Origin of the sequence: Devosia sp., from assembly GCF_036563435.1 — a bacterium.
Lineage (GTDB): Bacteria > Pseudomonadota > Alphaproteobacteria > Rhizobiales > Devosiaceae > Devosia.
This window is the reverse complement of the sequence record NZ_DATCMJ010000001.1, coordinates 253,088-270,918: the sequence shown is the minus strand read 5'-3', so window position 1 is coordinate 270,918 and position 17,831 is coordinate 253,088. Positions and strand designations below refer to the sequence as shown.

Here is a 17,831-nt window from a genome sequence, read left to right as displayed (position 1 = left end):
CCCACCGCCCAAGCCCCCTAGGAGGGGTATGGGTATCAGTTTGCGGCAGTGTCGAGTTCCCACTGAACATTGACGTTGATCGCGAAGGTGAGTTCACCCCCTTCAACCGGAACGTCCGCGCTCTGCGCCTCGGCGCGCATCGAGTACATGGCGACCGGCTGGGGTGCATTGAAGCCCAGGGTCTCGGAGATGGACTCGATCTCGTCGAGCTTGCCGCCGGCAGCGGTGGCATAAAGCTCGGCCTTGGCGCGGGCATCTTCGAACGCAGCCTTGCGGGCTTCGTCATAAAGATCGGATGGATCGGCAACGGCGAAGGTGACGCCGTTGATGGTGTTGGCGCCAACGGTCACCGACTTGTCGAGGATCGAGCCGAGTGCATCAAGATCACGGACGTTGACGGTGACGCTGTTGGCGACCTGATAACCCTCAATTTTGGGCGGCAGCGTATAGCCATTGGCGTCGCGCGCATCGCTATAGACATAGTTGGGATTGACCGAGAAGCCCGAGGTCTGGATATCGCGTGCCTCAATACCGGCCTCCTTGAGCGCGGCAATCAGCTCGGCCATGGCGGCCGAATTGGCGTCGAGCGCCTCGCGGGCGGTCGCGCCCTGGCTTGTTACGCCGGAATTGATCTGGGCCATGTCCGGCTTGGCGGTGACTTCGCCGCGGCCTTCGATGGTGATCGAGCCGGCAAGGGCCGGCGCAGACAGGGTGGCCAGAAGAGCAAACGGAACAATGGCAGCAAGGTGACGCATGTGACACTCCAAGATTCGTGGGGGACTAGTACCCCACCCATTGCGTCAGTATTGCGGCGTGGCTGAACCGGTGCTGAACAGCGCTGTGGAGATCGGTTCACCACCAAAAGTATGACTTTTCAGGGTTGCCTTGCCGGCGCCCCGTGCGGTACTCACAGCAGCAGCCTATTTGAGGATGGATCATGAGCAGCAAGCACTATCCCGACGGCATCTTGCTCGGCCGCGCTATGGTGCCTGGCTTCGATCATCCCCGGATCGTCACGGTCAGGGACGGGCAGCTCATCGACATCACGCGCAAGGGTTTTGCTACGGTACGCGACATTGCCGAGAGCGCCGATGCAGCCGCTTATGTGGCTGATGCAGAGGGCACTAGCCTTGGCAGCGTCGAGGCGGCGATGGCGAACTCCGTTGCGCCTGCGATCGGTGCTGCAGGACCGCGCCTCCTTTCTCCCATTGACCTCCAGGCGATCAAGGCATCGGGCGTGACCTTTGTCGTGTCGCTACTGGAACGGGTGATCGAGGAACAGGCACGTGGCGACAAGTCGCGCGCCGAAGCGTTGCGCGGCGAGATCCTGACGCTGATCGGAACTGACCTTTCGGAACTGGTCCCCGGCTCGGGCACGGCCATGAAGGTCAAGGCGGCACTGATTGAGAAAGGCGTGTGGAGCCAATATCTCGAGGTCGGCATCGGGCCCGACGCTGAGATCTTCACCAAGGGCCAGCCAATGAGTTCGGTCGGCTATGGCGGCGAAGTTGGGCTCCATCCCGTGTCCAGCTGGAACAATCCCGAGCCGGAAGTAGCACTCCTCGTGACGAGTGCCGGTATGATTATCGGTGCGACTCTGGGCAATGACGTCAATTTGCGGGACGTGGAGGGCCGCTCGGCGCTGCTTCTCGGCAAGGCTAAGGACAACAACGCTTCGGCCTCGCTTGGCCCCTTTATCCGGCTGTTCGACGACCAATTCACCCTTGAGACGGTCAAGCAGTCCGAGATCGCCCTCAAGGTTGAGGGGGAGGATGGGTTCGTGCTCGAGGGACACTCCTCGATGAGCCAGATCTCGCGGACGCCGGAGTCGCTTGTGGCGGCCACGGTCGGCGAGCACCACCAGTATCCTGATGGGCTTGTGCTCTATCTCGGGACGATGTTTGCCCCGGTCAAAGACCGTGATGGCAGCGGTAAGGGCTTTACGCACAAACTGGGCGATGTCGTCTCAATATCTACGCCCGAGCTTGGTACCCTCACCAACAGGGTCAATCTCTCCACCAAATGTCCGCCCTGGACCTATGGCGCCAGCCACCTGCTGCGCGACCTCGCACGGGCCGACCTTCTCTAGTTTTTTCGAAAGGCATTCGACATGGCTGAATTGCACAAGAACCTCATCGACGGGGAATGGGTGGGCACGGATGGGGTCGAGAATATCAACCCATCCAACACGGCCGAAGTGGTGGGGCTTTATGCTCGCGCGACAGCGGAAGACACCAAGCGGGCGATTGCTGCAGCCAAGGCGGCGTTCCCGGCCTGGTCGCGCTCGGGGATCCTTGAGCGCCACGCCATCCTCTCCAAGGCCTCGCAGGAGATCATTGCTCGCAAGGCTGAACTGGGTGAGTTGCTGAGCCGCGAAGAGGGCAAGACGTTGCCTGAAGGCATTGGCGAAGTGACGCGTGCTGCGCAAATTTTCGACTTCTTTGCCGGTGAAGTGCTGCGTTTGGCGGGCGAAGTGCTGCCGTCGGTCCGGCCGGGCGTTGGCGTGGAGATCACGCGCGAGCCGATCGGCGTGATCGGCCTCATCACGCCCTGGAACTTCCCGATCGCCATCCCGACCTGGAAGATTGCGCCGGCGCTGGCCTATGGCAACACCGTGGTGATCAAGCCCGCGGAACTGGTGCCGGGCTCGACCTGGGCGATCGTCGATATCCTGGTGCGTGCCGGCCTGCCCAAGGGCGTGTTGAACCTCGTTATGGGCAAGGGCTCCGTGGTGGGCCAGACCATGCTCGAGAGCAAGGACGTTCATGCCATCAGCTTCACCGGTTCGGTGGGCACCGGCAAGCGCGTTGCCGCGGCTTCCATCGAGGTCGGGCGCAAGTTCCAGCTGGAAATGGGTGGCAAGAACCCGACCGTGGTGCTGGATGACGCCGATCTCAAGGTGGCGGTGGAATCTGTGGCGCAGTCGGCCTTCTTCTCGACGGGCCAGCGGTGCACGGCTTCGAGCCGGGTCATTGTGACCGAGGGTATCCACGATGCCTTCGTTGAGGCGCTGGCCGAGCGCACGCGCAACCTGCGGGTTGGCGATGCCCTTGATAAGAATACCGAAATCGGCCCGGTGGTGGATCCCAGCCAGCTCAAGCAGGATACCGACTATATCGAGATCGGTAAGTCCGAGGGGGCAAAGCTGGTGGCCGGTGGCGAGCGGGTGAAGGCGGGTACGGAGGGGTATTTCCTCCAGCCGACGCTGTTTACCGAGGCGACCAACCAGATGCGCATCAGTCGCGAGGAGATCTTCGGGCCGGTGGCATCGGTGATCCGGGTCAAGGATTACGAGGAAGCGCTGGCGACGGCCAACGATACCGAGTTCGGGCTAAGTGCCGGTATCGTCACAACTTCTCTGAAGTATGCGACGCACTTCAAGCGCAATGCCGAGGCCGGCATGGTGATGGTCAACGTGCCGACGGCGGGCGTCGATTTCCACGTGCCATTCGGCGGGCGCAAGGGTTCGAGCTATGGTCCGCGCGAGCAGGGCAAGTATGCGGCCGAGTTCTTCACCGTGGTGAAGACGGCCTATACCGCTGCCGGTTAGTGACAAAAACGGGGCCTTCGAGCCCCGTTATGCTAGCAGATTGCTATCACGTTGCTAGCGCCGGCGCTGCGTCAGTGCCATGCCGGCAAAGATCAGGGCGATGCCGAGGACGCTGGCCCAAAGCGTCACCGGCACGCCACGCAAGAGATCGAACACCACGCCCGAAACCATCTGCCCCGAGATCACCAGCAGCGTGGAATTGACAGCGCCGATGCGCGTGATGAGCCAGGATGAAGCGGCGACGAAGACGACACCTAGGGTGCCTCCCAGATAGACCCACCACGGCATCTGTTCGAGCCCAGCCGGGATCAGTCCGCCGATGACCGCGCCGAGCAGGCTGAGGAAGACGAAGCCCACGATGTGGTTCCAGAACGAGGACAGGAGGGGCGTGGTGGACAGCGACAGGCGCCCGTTGACCTGACGGCTAAGGATAACGAAGAGGCCGGCGGTGAAGGCGAAGACGATCGGCAGGATCATGCCGCACCCACGCCAAAGAGGATGATCAGAAGGCTGCCGGCAGCGATCAGCACCACGGCGCCGGCATCGCGCAGGTCGAGCCGGCGCTTGGCGAGACCGAACAGGCCCCAGAAATCGGCGGCGAGACTGAGGATGACTTGTCCGGCGAGGCCAAGGGCGAGGGTGCCGGCCAGCGCCAGCGGCGAGTTGACCGAGGTCGAGGTCAGCATAACCGTCGCAGCGCCGATGATGCCGCCCAGATAGGCCCAAAGCGGCGGCTTGCCGGCCCTGGCTCGCGCCTCTTCGGCCTCGTGGCGCTGGCGTCGCCACAAGACGGCGAGGAACAGGATGGCGCCGATAGTACCGGTGCCGTGTGCCAGCCAAGACGAGAACATGGCGCCGCCGTAGCGGCCGGCCTCGGCATTGATGAAGACGGCTATGGTGAGGACGCCGCCACTGGCGAAGGCGGCAAGCAGATGGAATGGGCGGGCAGAGGTCTGGCTGGCGGGCATTGCAGGTCCGACTCGGATGATGTCCGTAGCAAGAGTAGCAACCAACGCTGCCGTTTACACTTTGGGCTAGCGGGGGCCGCCCTTGCCAGCAGCAGATGCCGGTCCTAGACCAAGGCAGAGCGAAAGGATGGGGGTAATGGCCGAACGCGTACCGGTGATGGCGCCCTTCCGCCATGAAGCATTTCGCATGTTGTGGCTGGCGACGCTGGTCAGCAATCTGGGCGGGTTGGTGCAATCGGTCGGCGCCGGCTGGATGATGACCACGCTTACCGACTCCCACAATATGATCGCGCTGGTACAGGCGTCGACAACGCTGCCGATCATGGTGTTCTCGCTCGCGGCAGGCGCCCTGGCGGACAATTTCGACCGGCGCACGGTGATGATCATCGCGCAGTGTGCGATGGCGGTGGTGTCGATCGTCCTGGCGGTGCTGGGTTATCTCGGCCTTCTTTCGCCCTGGCTGCTGCTGAGCTTCACCTTTCTGATCGGCTGCGGCACGGCACTTTTCAACCCGTCATGGCAGGCCTCAATGGGCGACCTCGTGCCGCGCGAGGACCTGGCCGGTGCGGTGACGCTCAACACGATGGGCTTCAACATGATGCGCAGCGTGGGTCCGGCGGTGGGCGGGCTGATCGTGGCGCTCCTGGGAGCCGCCTCGGCCTTCGCGCTCAATGCGTTCAGCTACCTGCCGCTGATCGTCGCGCTCTTGCGCTGGAAGCCGGTGCGGCCGGCCAACCGCCTGCCGCGCGAGAATTTCGGCAGCGCTATCCTGGCAGGTGTCCGCTACGTGTCGCTGTCGCCCAACCTCACGACGGTCCTGCTGCGCGGCTTCCTGTTCGGTTCCGCCGCGGTGGTGATTATGGCGCTGTTACCCTCGGTGGCGGCAGACTATGTGGGGGGCGGCGCGCTGGTCTATGGCACGTTGCTCGGCTGTTTCGGGCTCGGGGCCATTGGTGGCGCATTGGTTAATGCGCGGGTGCGGGCGCGCTTCAGCAACGAAGTCATCGTCAGGCTGGCATGCCTCGGACTGGCGATGAGTTGCATCGGGCTGGGCTTCAGCCGGGATCCGGTTCTCAGCCACCTGGTTCTGTTGCCCGCAGGCGCCTGCTGGGTCCTGGCCTTGTCGCTGTTCAACGTATCCATCCAGCTGTCATCGCCGCGCTGGGTGGTGGGGCGGGCGCTGTCGCTCTACCAGACGGCGACCTTTGGCGGCATGGCCCTGGGTAGCTGGGTGTGGGGGCTCTCGGCCGACGCCTTCGGCCCTAATTGGGCGCTGGTTTCTGCCAGCGTCGTGCTGCTTGCCTGTGCCCTGGTCGGGCTGCGCCTACCGCTGCCGCAGTTCAACCAGCGCGACCTCAACCCGTTGGGGACGTTCAGCGAACCGGTGCTCAAGCTGGACCTCAGGCCACGCAGCGGACCCATCATGGTCATGGTGGACTACCTGATTGCGCAGGAAGACATCCCCGCGTTCCTGCAGCATATGTCGGACCGCCGGCGCATCCGCATCCGCGACGGTGCGCGGCAATGGGCGCTGCTGCGAGACCTGGAGCATCCCGACCTTTGGGTCGAGAGTTACCATGTGCCGACCTGGATCGACTATGTGCGCCACAATCTGCGGCGCACCAAGGCGGATGCGGACAATGTGGAGAGCCTGCGGGCACTGCATCGGGGTAGCGAACCGCCCAGGGTGCACCGGATGATCGAGAGGCAGACGGTGCCGCTCAGTGATGACATGCCGCTGCGCGACTCGCCGGAAGTGGCGCCGTAGGTTGCTGGTAGCTTCTCCCTGGGGTGGGAGAATGTGGGCGCGGTTTACCACGTTTCCGGGCTCTCGCACCCCCACCCTGCTCGATGACGGACTTAGCGAAGGGCTAAGTCCTATCTCGCTTCCCTCCCCGCAAGGGGGAGGGAAGGATGACTGGCTGTCATGGGGAAGGGAAACAGACTGCCCAGGGTGCACCGGATGATCGAGCGGCAGACGGTGCCGCTCAGTGATGACATGCCGCTGCGCGACTCGCTGGAAGTGGCGCCGTAGGTTGCTGGTAGCTTCTCCCTGGGGTGGGAGAATGTAGGCGGGGTTGACCCCGGTTCTGGGCCCTCGCCCCCACCCTGCTCGATGACGGACTTAGCGAAGGGCTAAGTCCTATCTCGCTTCCCTCCCCGCAAGGGGGAGGGGAGGCTGCTGCCGACCCTGGGGGGGCTGACTGCCGGTCACGGGGGAGGGAAGGCTGGCTGCCGGCCCCGGGGAGGGAAGGATGACTGCCTGTCTCGTGGGCTGTCAGGCCATCGCGGCGAAGCGTTCGTCGAAGGCGTAGCCGGCGCCGCGGACGGTGCGGATGGGATCGGCTTCGCGGCCGCGGTTGATGGCGCGGCGCAGGCGGCCGATATGGACGTCGACCGTGCGCTCGTCGACATAGACGTCGTTGCCCCAGACGCCATCGAGGAGCTGCTCGCGCGAATAGACGCGGCCGGGGTGGCGCATCAGGTATTCGAGCAGGCGGTATTCGGTGGGCCCGAGATGGACGTCGCGGGTGGCGCGGCGGACGCGATGGGTGGTGCGGTCGAGTTCGAGGTCGCCGACCTTGAGCGCAGCGGTCACCAGATTGGGATTGGCGCGGCGGAGGAGGGCGTGGATGCGCGCGACGAGCTCGGGCACCGAGAAGGGCTTGACGATGTAGTCGTCGGCTCCGGTGGAGAGGCCGCGGACGCGCTCTTCTTCCTCGCCGCGGGCAGTCAGCATGATGATCGGCACGCGCGATGTTTCCTCGCGGGCGCGCAGGCGCCGGCACAGTTCTATGCCGGAAATCTCGGGCAGCATCCAATCGAGCAGGATCAGGTCGGGCAGCTTGTCCTGGATGGCGTGCTGCGCCTCGTCGCCGGTTTCCGCGGTGATGACGCGAAAGCCCTCGGCTTCGAGGTTGTAGCGCAGGAGAATGGCGATATCGCCTTCGTCTTCGACAACGAGAATGGTGGCGGGCATGGGGTGGCCTCCCATTTGCCGGACGGCTGCCGGCGTTTGATTTCACCTCTCCCGTCGGAAGAGGTCAGACGTGGTGGCTCGCACCTAGGTGTCACAGCTACCGGACGACACCTGCCCCTCAACGGGGGAGGTTGGGAGGGGGTGGGGTCTAGCCCCAATATCGGGGCTCTCTACCCCCACCCTTGATCCCTCCCCGCAAGGGGGAGGGTGTCGGCTGAACCATCCAGCCTATGCCTTTATCTGGGTCCGGTGCAGGTCCTGCTCGTCGCTGGTGAGCTGCTTGCCGGTCTGGAGGTAGTAGGCGCGTTCGGCGATGTTGGTGGCGTGGTCGCCGATGCGTTCCAGGCTCTTGGCGCAGAAGAGCAGGTGGGTGCAGGCGGTGATGTTGCGCGGGTCTTCCATCATGTAGGTGAGGAGTTCGCGGAACAGCGAAGTGTGCATGGCGTCCACTTCGTCGTCGCGATTGCAGACCTCGATGGCCGCTGCGGCGTTGCGGGTGGAGTAGGCGTCGAGCGCTTCCTTGATCTGGCGCAGCACCAGGGCCGTCATGTTCTTGACGCCGTTGTAGAAGGTGGGCTGCAGCGTCAGGCCTTCGAGCTTGAGCGAACGGCGGGCCAGTTGCTTGGCCATGTCGCCCACGCGCTCCAGGTCGGCGGCGACGTGGATGGAGGTGATGATGGCGCGCAGGTCGCTGGCCATGGGCTGGCGGCGGGCGATCATGGACACGGCGACATCGTCGATGCGGCGCTGCATGTCGTCGATGCGCTGGTCGGCAATGATGGTGACGTCGGCCAGCTCGCGGTCGAGCTTGAGCAGGGCCTTGGTGCCGTTGTCGATGGCGACCTCGACCTGGCCGCCCATTTCGGCGATCAGCTGCGCCAGGGCAACGAGTTCGTCATTGTAGGACGAGACGATGTGTTCGGGTGCCATGATGGTTCCTCGCCTTAGCCGATACGGCCCATGATGTAGTCCTGGGTCTGCTTGTTGACCGGATTGGTGAAGATGTCTTCGGTGACGCCTTCCTCGATCAGATTGCCCAGGTGGAAGAATGCCGTCTTCTGCGACACGCGTGCAGCCTGCTGCATGGAGTGCGTGACGATGACGATGGTGTAGTTCTCGCGCAGCTCGTCGATCAGCTCTTCGATGATGGCGGTGGCGATCGGGTCAAGGGCCGAGCAGGGCTCGTCCATCAGAATGACTTCGGGGCCCACGGCGATGGCGCGGGCGATGCAGAGGCGCTGCTGCTGGCCACCGGAGAGGCCGGTGCCGGGTTCGTTGAGGCGATCCTTGACCTCTTCGAAGAGACCGGCCTTGCGCAGGGAGGAGACGACGATCTCGTCGAGATCGGACTTGGAGCGCGCCAGGCCGTGAATCTTGGGGCCATAGGCAACGTTGTCATAAATCGACTTGGGGAAGGGATTGGGTTTCTGGAACACCATGCCGATGCGGGCACGCAGCTCCACTACGTCCAGGGATGGATCGTAGATGTCCTCGCCGTCGAGCTTGATCGTGCCGCCAACCTTGGCGCCTTCGATCGTGTCGTTCATGCGGTTGATGCAGCGCAGGAAGGTCGACTTGCCGCAGCCCGATGGACCAATGAAGGAGGTCACGGCACGATCGGGGATGTCGATCGAAATGCCATGGAGAGCCTGCTTGGCGCCATAGTGGACGGTAACGTCGCGCGCCGTGAGGCGGATGGGGCGTTCAAGCATGTCGGTCGGGTTCATTGCGCTGTTCACTGATTGCTGAGTCATCTTAACCTTGCCGGCGACCATATCCATTTGAAGCATCCTTTTGCTAGCTATGCGCGCTTTTCGAGGCGCGAGCGCAGGTAGATGGCGACGCCGTTGAGGCAGATCATCACAGCGAGAAGAACCATGATGGCGGCGGCGGTGCGGGGTTCGAAGAAGTTGCGGTTTTCATTGCCCTGCCAGAGGTAGATCTGGACGGGGAGGGCGGTGGCCTGGTCGAACGGCGTGGTGGGCACCTGGGCGACGAAGGCCTTCATGCCGATCAGCAGGAGCGGCGCGGTTTCACCCAGGGCGTGCGCCACGCCGAGGATGGTGGCCGTCAGGATCGAGGGGAAGGTGACCGGCAGGACGTGGTGAAACACCATCTGCGTCTTGGAGGCACCCATGCCGAGCGCGGCCTGGCGCAGGGCGGGAGAGACGCCCAGCAGTGCACCGCGGGTGGCGATGATGATGGTGGGCAGGGTCATCAGCGTCAGCACCAGACCACCGACGATCGGGGCCGAAATGGGCAGGTGCATGTAGTTGATGAAGGCTGCCGCACCGAGGAGCCCGAAGACGATGGAAGGCACGGCGGCGAGGTTGTTGATGTTGACCTCGATGAAGTCGGTGAGGCGCGACTTGGGGGCGAACTCCTCGAGGTAGACCGCGGCGGCAACCCCGATCGGCACGGCCAGGACGATGACGATCAGCATCATCCACAGGGTGCCGACGAAAGCGCCCAGTAGGCCCGCCGAGGCGGGAGCGGCACGTGAGTCTACATTGGTGAAGATGGACCAGGCGAAGCCGTTAGTGATGGTGCCGTTTTCGACAAAGGTGTCGATGAGTGCGCGTGCGGGAGCGGCAAGTTGCTGCTGCGCGTCGCCGAGCGAACGGTCGATATTGCCCTTGATCCAGTTGGTCGCGTTGGCCGAGGCCAGCACGTCGACCTCAACGGTCTGGCCGAGGAGCGCCGGATTTTCCACGAACATGGCGCGCACTTCGTGGCGGGCATCGGTTTCGGGAATGCTCAGGAGGGCGCGTGTCTCGATGTCGTAGCCGGCGGGCGCGGCGGCGCGCATGGCTTGTTCGATGATGGTGTTCCAGTTGAGCAGGGCGACGTCACGCTGCCACTTCTGGTTGGCGGCGACGAACTCGGCTTCGGAGCCAAAGTCGGCGCGGGCGGGGGCGGGACCGACGTCGATCACCGCGGGGTCGAAGGTCACGGCCAGATGGAGGTTGGACTGCGTGAAGGCCGGGATGCCCTTGCGGAACACGTCTATGAAGAGCAGGGCGACGAAGCCGAGCGCGACGATGATCGCGGCGAGGCCGAGGCCACGGAAGATGGCCTCGCTCATGTGGCGACGGCGCAGGCCGGCGCGGATCAGCTTGGTGCGTTCAACGGAAGCGGCGTGGGTGGTGGAGAGCGTATCGGTCATGATTATTCGTACTGCTCCCGGAAGCGGCGGACGATGTAGAGGGCGACGACGTTGAGGCAGAGGGTAATGACAAAGAGCGTCAGGCCGAGGGCAAAGCCGACCAGCGACTGGGGGCCGGCAAAATCGGTGTCGCCCGTCAGCTGGTTGACGATGGAGACGGTGATGGTGGCGACGGGCTCGAAGGGATTGCCGCGCAGGACCGGGGCGTTACCGGCTGCGAGCACAACGATCATGGTTTCGCCGATGGCGCGGCTGACAGCCAGGAGAAAGGCGCCGACAATGCCGGGGAGGGCTGCCGGAAGCAGGACGTTGCGGATGGTTTCCGACTTGGTGGCGCCCAGGCCATAGGCGCCGTCGCGCAGGGTGCGCGGCACCTGGTTGAGGATGTCGTCAGAGAGCGAGGACACGAAGGGGATGATCATGATGCCCATGACCACGCCCGCGGTCAGGGCGCTGGTGGCATTGATGTCGAGGCCGAGCAGGTTGCCGAGGTCGCGCAGGAACGGGCCCACCGTCACCAGGGCAAAGAAGCCGAAGACGATGGTGGGAATGCCGGCGAGGATCTCGATCATCGGCTTGGCCACGGCGCGCAGCTGGCGCGGGGCATATTGGCTGAGATAGATCGCGGCCATGAGGCCAACGGGCACGGCCACCAGCATGGCGATGGCGGTGATCATCAGCGTGCCGACGAGGAGCGGTAGCAGGCCATAGCTGCCCCAGTTGCCGGCGGTGCCCGCGTTATTGGGATTCCAGACGGTGCCGAAGAAGAAGTCGACCGGATGAATGAAGGTGAAGAAGCGGAAGGCTTCGGTCACCAGCGACGCGACGATGCCAACGGTGGTGAGAATGGCAACGGCGGAGCAGGCGAGCAGGACGAGATTGACCACGCGCTCGACGGCGTTGCGGGCGCGGAGGCGGGCCGTGACGCGGCTGCGGGCGTAGAGGAGGGCGGCGCCACCGGCGACGGCGGCAGCCAGGAGGACGCCGAGGAAGGTCAGCATCTGGAACGAGCGCAGCGCGTCGCCGGCGCTTTGTTCGAAGGGCTGGACCTCGCCGGCAACGCCGTAGCCAGAGGCCAGGGCATTGATGCGGGCGATGGTGTTGTTGAGCTGGGTCTGGTCGAGGCTTAGCAGGACATTCTGCGGGATCTGTCCCACCGTGTAGTTGTGGGTGATGCCGCCGCCGAACCAGGCCCAGAGGCCGAGCACGACGAGAGCGGGCAGCATGGCCCAGATGGCCACATAGGAGCCGTGATATTGCGGACGCGAGTGGACGTTGACGCCTGAGGCGGTCACGAGGTTGCGGCTACGGGACCAGCCGGACTGGTAGGCCACCCCCAGCAGCACCAGCAGCAAAGCAGCTACGATCAAGGCATTCATGGGCGCGCCCCTGCGGGAGAAAGAAGGTGGGCCGCGCTGGAGAGCGCGGCCCGGAGTGATTACTGAGCGCCGGCTTCGAACGTGGCCAGAACTTCAGCAGTGGTTTCAGCAGGCTGCGGGATCAGGCCGGCAGCTTCGAGGGTGCCGCCTTCGCCAGCCATCTGCTCGGACAGGAAGAACTGAACGTATTCTTCGATGCCCGGGATAGTACCGATGTGCTGGCCCTTGACGTAGAAGAACAGCGGACGGGAGACCGGATACTCACCGGCGGCAACGGTTTCCTTGGACGGGGTGACGCCGTCGATGGTGGCAACCTTGAGAGTGTCGGTATTCTGCTCGTAGAAGCTCAGGCCGAAGACGCCAACGGTGTTGGGATCGGAGTTGAGGCGAGCGAGGGTTTCGGTGTAGTCGCCGGAGATTTCGATGACCACGTCCTGACGGAAAGTGGTTTCAGCGGCTTCGAGTTCTTCTTCCGACAGGCCTTCAGGGGCACCGGCTTCTTCGAAGCCAGCCGAGATCACCTTCTCCTGGAAGACTTCACGGGTGCCGTGGTTGGAAGCGGGGATGGCCATCAGGATCGGCTGATCGGGCAGGGAAGCGTCGATCTCGGACCAGCTCTTGTAGGGGTTGTCGACCAACTCGCCGTCGACGACGACCTTGGCCGCAATGGCCTTGTAGACCTGGATTGGGGTCAGGGCGAAATCGGGGCCATTGGCAGCCGAAGCGAAGACGATGCCGTCGAAGCCGAACTGGATTTCACGAACGTCGGTCACGCCAGCAGCGGTGCAAGCCTCGAGTTCGCTGTCCTTGATCTTGCGCGAAGCATTGGCGATGTCGATGGTGTTTTCGCCAACGCCTTCGCAGAACTGCTTGAGGCCGCCGCCGGTGCCGCCCGAGCCAACGACGGGAGTGTTGAATTCGGGGAAGGCGGCGCTGAATTCTTCGGCAACGATCGAGGCGAAGGGCAGAACGGTGGAGGAACCAGCGACCTGGATGGTGTCGCGCGACTGGGCGAAGGCAGCGTTGGTGCCGAAGGCGGCAAGCGCGATCACGGCGGCACTGGCGTAGAGTGCGATCTTCATGGGGTTTCCCTTTCGGAATTCAGTTCAAATCTAGCAGAACGATCCGGCACTTATGCCCCGGCGCCGCCCTTGACGTGGGGGACCATATGGGGGGCACGCGACAGTTTTATTGCTTTTCGGTAACGGGATTATGACAGCGCAAGTCTTTGTTTTAGCAGCTGGATTTCGATGATGAAGAAATCTGCATCGGCTCCGGTGCTTGCCGAACGTCACCATGGCGACCCTGCTGCAGGCGGCATAGTGCGCGCGCGGATGCTGTGTAGACCCGCTTTATGACACGGGTATTGCAGCGGCCGCTTCAGCGCAGCAGCGGGCGCACCTCGGCCTGGATCTTGCGCATCAGCGGCAGGAAATTGGCGATCATGTGCGAGGTGGAGGCGCGGGCCGATTGCGCGCCGATGTTGAGCGCAGCGACGGTCTGTCCCTGGGGATTGACCAGCGGCACGGCGATGGAGCAGAGGCCGAGCTCGAGTTCCTCGTCGATCACGGCAAAGCCCTGGGCGGCGACCACGGCCAGTTCGGTCGTGAGGGAGGCAAGGTCCGCCTTGGTCTTGGCCGTATAGGCGACGAGGTCGGAGCGCTCGAGCACGTCGCGCGCCGCAGCAGCGGGCAGGGCCGCAAGGAGGATGCGGCCCATGGAGGTGCAGTAGGCCGGCATGCGTGCGCCGGCGCCAAGATTGATCGACATCACCCGGCGATGGGAGGCGCGGGCAATGTAGAGGATCTCGGTGCCATCAAGGACGGCGGCGGAGGCGCTTTCGTTGATCTGGGCGGAGAGCTCTTCGAGAAAGGGCTGGATCAGCCGCGGCAGCGGCGTGGCGGCAAGATAGGAGTGGCCGAGGTTGAGGATGCGCGGCGTGAGGCGAAAGAACTTGCCGTCATAGCTAGCATAGCCGAGGTGAACGAGGGTCAGCAGGCAGCGGCGGGCCGTGGCGCGCTCAAGCCCGGTGCGATTGGCGACGTCGGTTATAGACTGGCTGGCATGGGCCTCATCGAAACACTCGATAACCGCCAGGCCCTTGACCAGCCCATTGATGATGTCGCCTTCGCGCATGGTAGCCCCCGCTGGAGACTGATTTAACGCAGAGCTTCTGCACTGGCGATGGGATTTGACGCAGACGCGTCGTGCAGGAGCGAGACTTCCCTCTTGCCAGAGCCGGACACAATGCTAAGACGCGCAGGCGGGCCTATAGCTCAATGGTTAGAGCCGACCGCTCATAACGGTCTGGTTGGGGGTTCAAGTCCCTCTGGGCCCACCAGTGTTACGGGCGTCTCCGGTTCTTCGTGGACGCCCGTTTATTTTGCGCCTCACGACATGCCCTAAGACACTTCTTCGATCCCGCTCGTCAAACAGCAAGGCATTGAGCGGGTGCTAGGGTTCAACACCGATTTCTACGAAGCCAAACCCTGAGATCTCGGCGCGAAGGTAGGAGGTCGTCTGCGGCAGCGGGCCGATGCGAGCCCCAGTTAGGATAATAGTGCCAGCTTCCACAGGTATGCCGAGCCGAACGGCCTGTTCTTCGGTCCAGGATGCTGCCTGGAGCAGCTTTGGAACTGATAATTCCGTGTTGATGGACTGCAGAGTTTTGCCATTCGTCAGCACCATCACCCGGCTCGACAGTGGCTCGCTCGGCAATGGGTGTGAGGTGCCGATTACCAATCCTGCGGTGGAAAATAGATCGGCTTCCTTGGCCGAAGCAGGCCAGTCTTGAGTTGAATCCAGCCGGGACTGGAGTAGTTCGAAGGCTGGCGCGAGCACGTAGTCGCCAGCTTCGGTGCGCACCAGAGCAAACTCCACCTCGATGCTGTAGCGTCCGGGCTCGATTGCTTCGCCCGATCGCCGTATCCACTTGCTCGGTATAGGTCCAGCCCACATCGAGCCGGTTGTAGTCCAAGGCGACACTTTCCAGGCGCCGACGCCCCCGAGGCGTTCCACCACGTCTAGCTGCACACGCTCCACGTCCGCTTGCAACACTGGCGGTTCCACACGGTCGCGCTGTATCGGCGTATTGAGTTCGATCGCTTCAAGAACAGACTGGGCGAAATATTGCATGACTATGATCGCTTGAGGGTCAAGGCGTGTCTCCCAGAGCCAAGCGTTAGCTGCCGCTCGCCGCGCTGGTGTTGCCAGGACGCAGGAATTTGTACCACCGCTTGGCACCCAGGCGGCAGTGTCACGATCCAACGCGCCTGATCGCCCTCAATCTGCCATTTGCTCTCGATTGTTCCCCGGCAGCTTCGGTATCTAGCGGACACCTGACCGATGCGGTCGTCCAACAAAGGGGCCATGTGCACCGTGGCAAAGCCCGGTGACGTTTCCATTGCTTCTATGCCGGCCAAGCGCGACCAGATCCATTCGCCGACCGAGCCATAGGCATAGTGGTTGAAGGAGTTCATGTTGGTGCTCTGGAAGCCCTTGTCGGGGGTCCAGCCGTCCCAGCGCTCCCATATGGTAGTGGCGCCATGCTCAATGCTAAACCCCCAGCTGGGATAGGTTTTCTTGAGCAGCATGGCGACCGCCAGGTCATCACGACCAATGGAGGTCAATACCGGAAGCAGATGGCGTACGCCCAGGAAACCAGTCTGGAGGTGGCCGCCGGCGGCCTCGATCAGCTCCACCAGGCGATCAGCGGCGCCCTGGCGCAGGGCGGGGGGCAGAAGATCGAAGTCGAGTGACAAGAGGTATGACGTCTGAGTGTCGTTCGTCAGCAGTTTGTTGTCACCGACGAAACATCCGATGAATGCCTCACGGACGCTGGCCGCGACCTGACGATGACGCGCGGCATCGCTTGACCGACCGAGTACGACGGCAATGCGGGACATGAGATCGGCCACGCGAAACCAGTAGGCGGTTGCGACCAGTGTACGATCGGAAGCAGGGCCAACGCTCAGCCAGTCGCCATAATTGTTGTAAACAGCATTGCGGCGGATGAAATCGGGATTGGCGCGCAGGATGTGGTCCGACCAGGCTTCCAGGGCGGGCCAGTACCGTTCGAGCAGCTCATGATCGGCATAGCGGAGCCAGTGTTCCCAGGCCATGATCACCGGAGCGTCACCCCAGCCGGGTGCGCCCGGCTGTGGGGTGAGGCGGTAGGGATTGAGGGGCTTGGTCGGGGCCACATCGGGAAAGGCACCATCGGGAGACTGGCCGTCCTCGATGTCGAGCATCCACTTGGTGAGAAATGCCGAGACATCCATGAAGTAGCCGGCGGTGCGCCAGAAGACCTGAGCATCGGCCGTCCAGCCATAGCGCTCGTCCCGTTGCGGGCAATCGGTGGGAACCGACAAGAAATTGTCGCGCTGGCTCCAGAAAATGTTGGAGAGGAGCTGATTGACCAGCGGGTGACCAGTCGCGATCTCGCCGGTAACCGGCGTGTCGGTCTGGATGGCGATGCCGGTGAGGGTCACAGCCTGGGGCGACATTCCCGCCGGCAGGGTCAATTCCACAAAGCGGAAGCCGTGAAAGGTGAAGCGGGGCTTGAAGATCTCGGTGCCATCGCCGGAGGCGATGAAGATGTCCGTGGCGACCGCGTGACGGAGATTGGCGGTATAAAGTTCCCGATCACCATCGAGGATCTCCCCGTGGCGGAGAACGAAGCGATCGCTTGGCTCTGCCGATACGCTGAGTTCGCAATAACCGGCGATGTTTTGCCCAAGGTCGAAGATGGCGCCGCCATTCTGGCTGAGATGGGAATAAGCTGCAGGCAAACGAGCGACTTCCCGCACCGGCTGCACGCGGGCAGCATCAAGCTGAGGGGCGCATGGATCCGGAACAAAGACCTCGACTGGTTGCCAACCGGAGAGGGGGCCCTGGGCGCTGTTCCAGCCGTCGAGATCTAGCCGCGCGTCATACATTTCGCCCATCAGGAAATCGGAATAGCAGATGGGGCCTTGGCGGGTCTGCCAGTGCTCGTCGCTGCGCACGATCTGGGTGGTCCCGTTTGCGTAATGCAGATGGAGCTGGCAGAGAAGGGCAGGGCGGCCGCCGTAGTGGTTGCCAGCTCGCCGCTGATTGTGACCGACGCGCCCCGAGTACCAGCCCTCGCCCAGGATCGCGCCCAGCACGTTGTCACCGGGACGGACCAGATTGGTGACGTCGTGCATCTGGTATTCGACGCGGGTATGGTAGTCGGTCCAGCCCGGCGCCATGACGTCGTCGCCGATGCGCTGGCCGTTAAGATAGGCTTCGTAGAGGCCAAGTGCCGTGATGTAGAGCGTGGCACGGGATGGCGTCCCCGCAGCGGCGAAGTCGCGGCGCAGGTAATCGGCGGGCCGTGCCTGCCAGCGATTGTCGTAGACATTGTCGGCCGGCGCTTCGCGTCCGGCAGGCAGGACGAAATAGCGGGCGATCCACTCGGCCTGCCAGTTGGCGGCATCAAGGCCGGCGAAGGTCATGGCAGGCTCCGATGCTGCAGAGGGTGTGTCGCTTTCGTCCCAAACGGTGACGGTCCAGTCCAGCACCTGGTCTGAACCAAGGGGCGGACCGCCATAGGGGATGAGCTGCGTCGCGTCCGAAACGATCTTGCCGCTGTCCCAGATTGTTTGCCGATCGTTGCGAACCAAAAGCTGGTAGGCGCTTTGGCGGCGGTCCTGCCCGTCTCCTTCCAGAGCCCAGGAAAAGCGCGGTACCGGCGTGTTGAGGCCACGCGCGGTGGACAGGTGTTCGCAGCGCAGGTCGAAAGGAATAAGGGGGGCCATGAGACCTC

At 63.4% G+C, this 17,831-nt stretch carries 15 protein-coding genes and 1 tRNA gene; 4 read left to right on the top strand and 12 right to left on the bottom strand.

Going from position 1 to position 17,831, the window contains the following annotated elements; translation table 11 throughout:
• Positions 1-35: 35 nt before the first annotated feature.
• On the bottom strand, positions 36-755 hold the full coding sequence (locus tag VIL88_RS01250) for an SIMPL domain-containing protein (RefSeq protein WP_331985099.1): 720 nt from the start codon (positions 753-755) through the stop codon (positions 36-38).
• Positions 756-937: 182 nt separating this feature from the next.
• On the opposite strand from VIL88_RS01250, the gene VIL88_RS01245 reads away from it, so the two are divergent.
• Together VIL88_RS01245 and VIL88_RS01240 are read left to right on the top strand one after the other, a co-directional pair.
• Complete coding sequence (locus VIL88_RS01245; protein ID WP_331985097.1) at positions 938-2,089, top strand: fumarylacetoacetate hydrolase family protein; 1,152 nt, start codon at positions 938-940, stop codon at positions 2,087-2,089.
• A gap of 21 nt (positions 2,090-2,110) precedes the next feature.
• Positions 2,111-3,550: an aldehyde dehydrogenase family protein gene (locus tag VIL88_RS01240; protein ID WP_331985095.1), complete on the top strand. Its 1,440-nt coding sequence runs from the start codon at positions 2,111-2,113 to the stop codon at positions 3,548-3,550.
• A gap of 54 nt (positions 3,551-3,604) precedes the next feature.
• On the opposite strand, the gene VIL88_RS01235 is transcribed toward VIL88_RS01240, so the two are convergent.
• Entirely contained in the window at positions 3,605-4,027 is a 423-nt protein-coding gene (locus tag VIL88_RS01235; protein WP_331985093.1) for a DMT family transporter, read from the bottom strand.
• Positions 4,024-4,518 (bottom strand): DMT family transporter, encoded by a 495-nt coding sequence (locus VIL88_RS01230; protein ID WP_331985091.1) that lies wholly within the window; start codon positions 4,516-4,518, stop codon positions 4,024-4,026. Before VIL88_RS01230 ends, VIL88_RS01235 begins: the two co-directional genes overlap by 4 nt.
• Positions 4,519-4,654: 136 nt before the next feature.
• Here VIL88_RS01230 and VIL88_RS01225 point away from each other — a divergent pair, with 136 nt between their 5' ends.
• Positions 4,655-6,286, top strand: coding sequence for an MFS transporter (locus VIL88_RS01225; protein ID WP_331985089.1), 1,632 nt, complete (start codon positions 4,655-4,657; stop codon positions 6,284-6,286).
• 510 nt (positions 6,287-6,796) lie between these two features.
• Here the strand turns inward: VIL88_RS01225 and phoB are convergent.
• From phoB to VIL88_RS01190, 7 genes are all read right to left on the bottom strand, one after another.
• Positions 6,797-7,498, bottom strand: a complete 702-nt coding sequence (phoB, locus tag VIL88_RS01220) for a phosphate regulon transcriptional regulator PhoB (protein WP_331985087.1) — start codon at positions 7,496-7,498, stop codon at positions 6,797-6,799.
• Between the two features lie 228 nt (positions 7,499-7,726).
• On the bottom strand, positions 7,727-8,428 hold the full coding sequence (gene phoU / locus VIL88_RS01215; protein ID WP_331985085.1) for a phosphate signaling complex protein PhoU: 702 nt from the start codon (positions 8,426-8,428) through the stop codon (positions 7,727-7,729).
• 14 nt (positions 8,429-8,442) lie between these two features.
• Entirely contained in the window at positions 8,443-9,225 is a 783-nt protein-coding gene (gene pstB, locus VIL88_RS01210) for a phosphate ABC transporter ATP-binding protein PstB (protein WP_331985701.1), read from the bottom strand.
• A 74-nt stretch (positions 9,226-9,299) separates the two neighbouring features.
• Complete coding sequence (gene pstA, locus VIL88_RS01205; RefSeq protein ID WP_331985084.1) at positions 9,300-10,664, bottom strand: phosphate ABC transporter permease PstA; 1,365 nt, start codon at positions 10,662-10,664, stop codon at positions 9,300-9,302.
• A 2-nt stretch (positions 10,665-10,666) separates the two neighbouring features.
• Positions 10,667-12,043: a phosphate ABC transporter permease subunit PstC gene (gene pstC, locus VIL88_RS01200; RefSeq protein ID WP_331985082.1), complete on the bottom strand. Its 1,377-nt coding sequence runs from the start codon at positions 12,041-12,043 to the stop codon at positions 10,667-10,669.
• Between the two features lie 59 nt (positions 12,044-12,102).
• Positions 12,103-13,125 carry a substrate-binding domain-containing protein gene (locus VIL88_RS01195; protein WP_331985080.1) on the bottom strand — a complete coding sequence of 341 codons (1,023 nt, stop codon included), beginning with the start codon at positions 13,123-13,125 and terminating at the stop codon, positions 12,103-12,105.
• A gap of 298 nt (positions 13,126-13,423) precedes the next feature.
• On the bottom strand, positions 13,424-14,179 hold the full coding sequence (locus VIL88_RS01190) for an IclR family transcriptional regulator domain-containing protein (RefSeq protein ID WP_331985078.1): 756 nt from the start codon (positions 14,177-14,179) through the stop codon (positions 13,424-13,426).
• Between the two features lie 129 nt (positions 14,180-14,308).
• Here VIL88_RS01190 and VIL88_RS01185 point away from each other — a divergent pair.
• A tRNA-Ile gene (locus VIL88_RS01185) sits at positions 14,309-14,384 on the top strand.
• A 113-nt stretch (positions 14,385-14,497) separates the two neighbouring features.
• Here VIL88_RS01185 and VIL88_RS01180 read toward each other — a convergent pair.
• Both VIL88_RS01180 and VIL88_RS01175 read right to left on the bottom strand, forming a co-directional pair.
• Positions 14,498-15,178, bottom strand: a complete 681-nt coding sequence (locus VIL88_RS01180) for a hypothetical protein (RefSeq protein WP_331985076.1) — start codon at positions 15,176-15,178, stop codon at positions 14,498-14,500.
• A gap of 2 nt (positions 15,179-15,180) precedes the next feature.
• On the bottom strand, positions 15,181-17,823 hold the full coding sequence (locus VIL88_RS01175; protein WP_331985074.1) for a family 78 glycoside hydrolase catalytic domain: 2,643 nt from the start codon (positions 17,821-17,823) through the stop codon (positions 15,181-15,183).
• Positions 17,824-17,831: the final 8 nt, after the last annotated feature.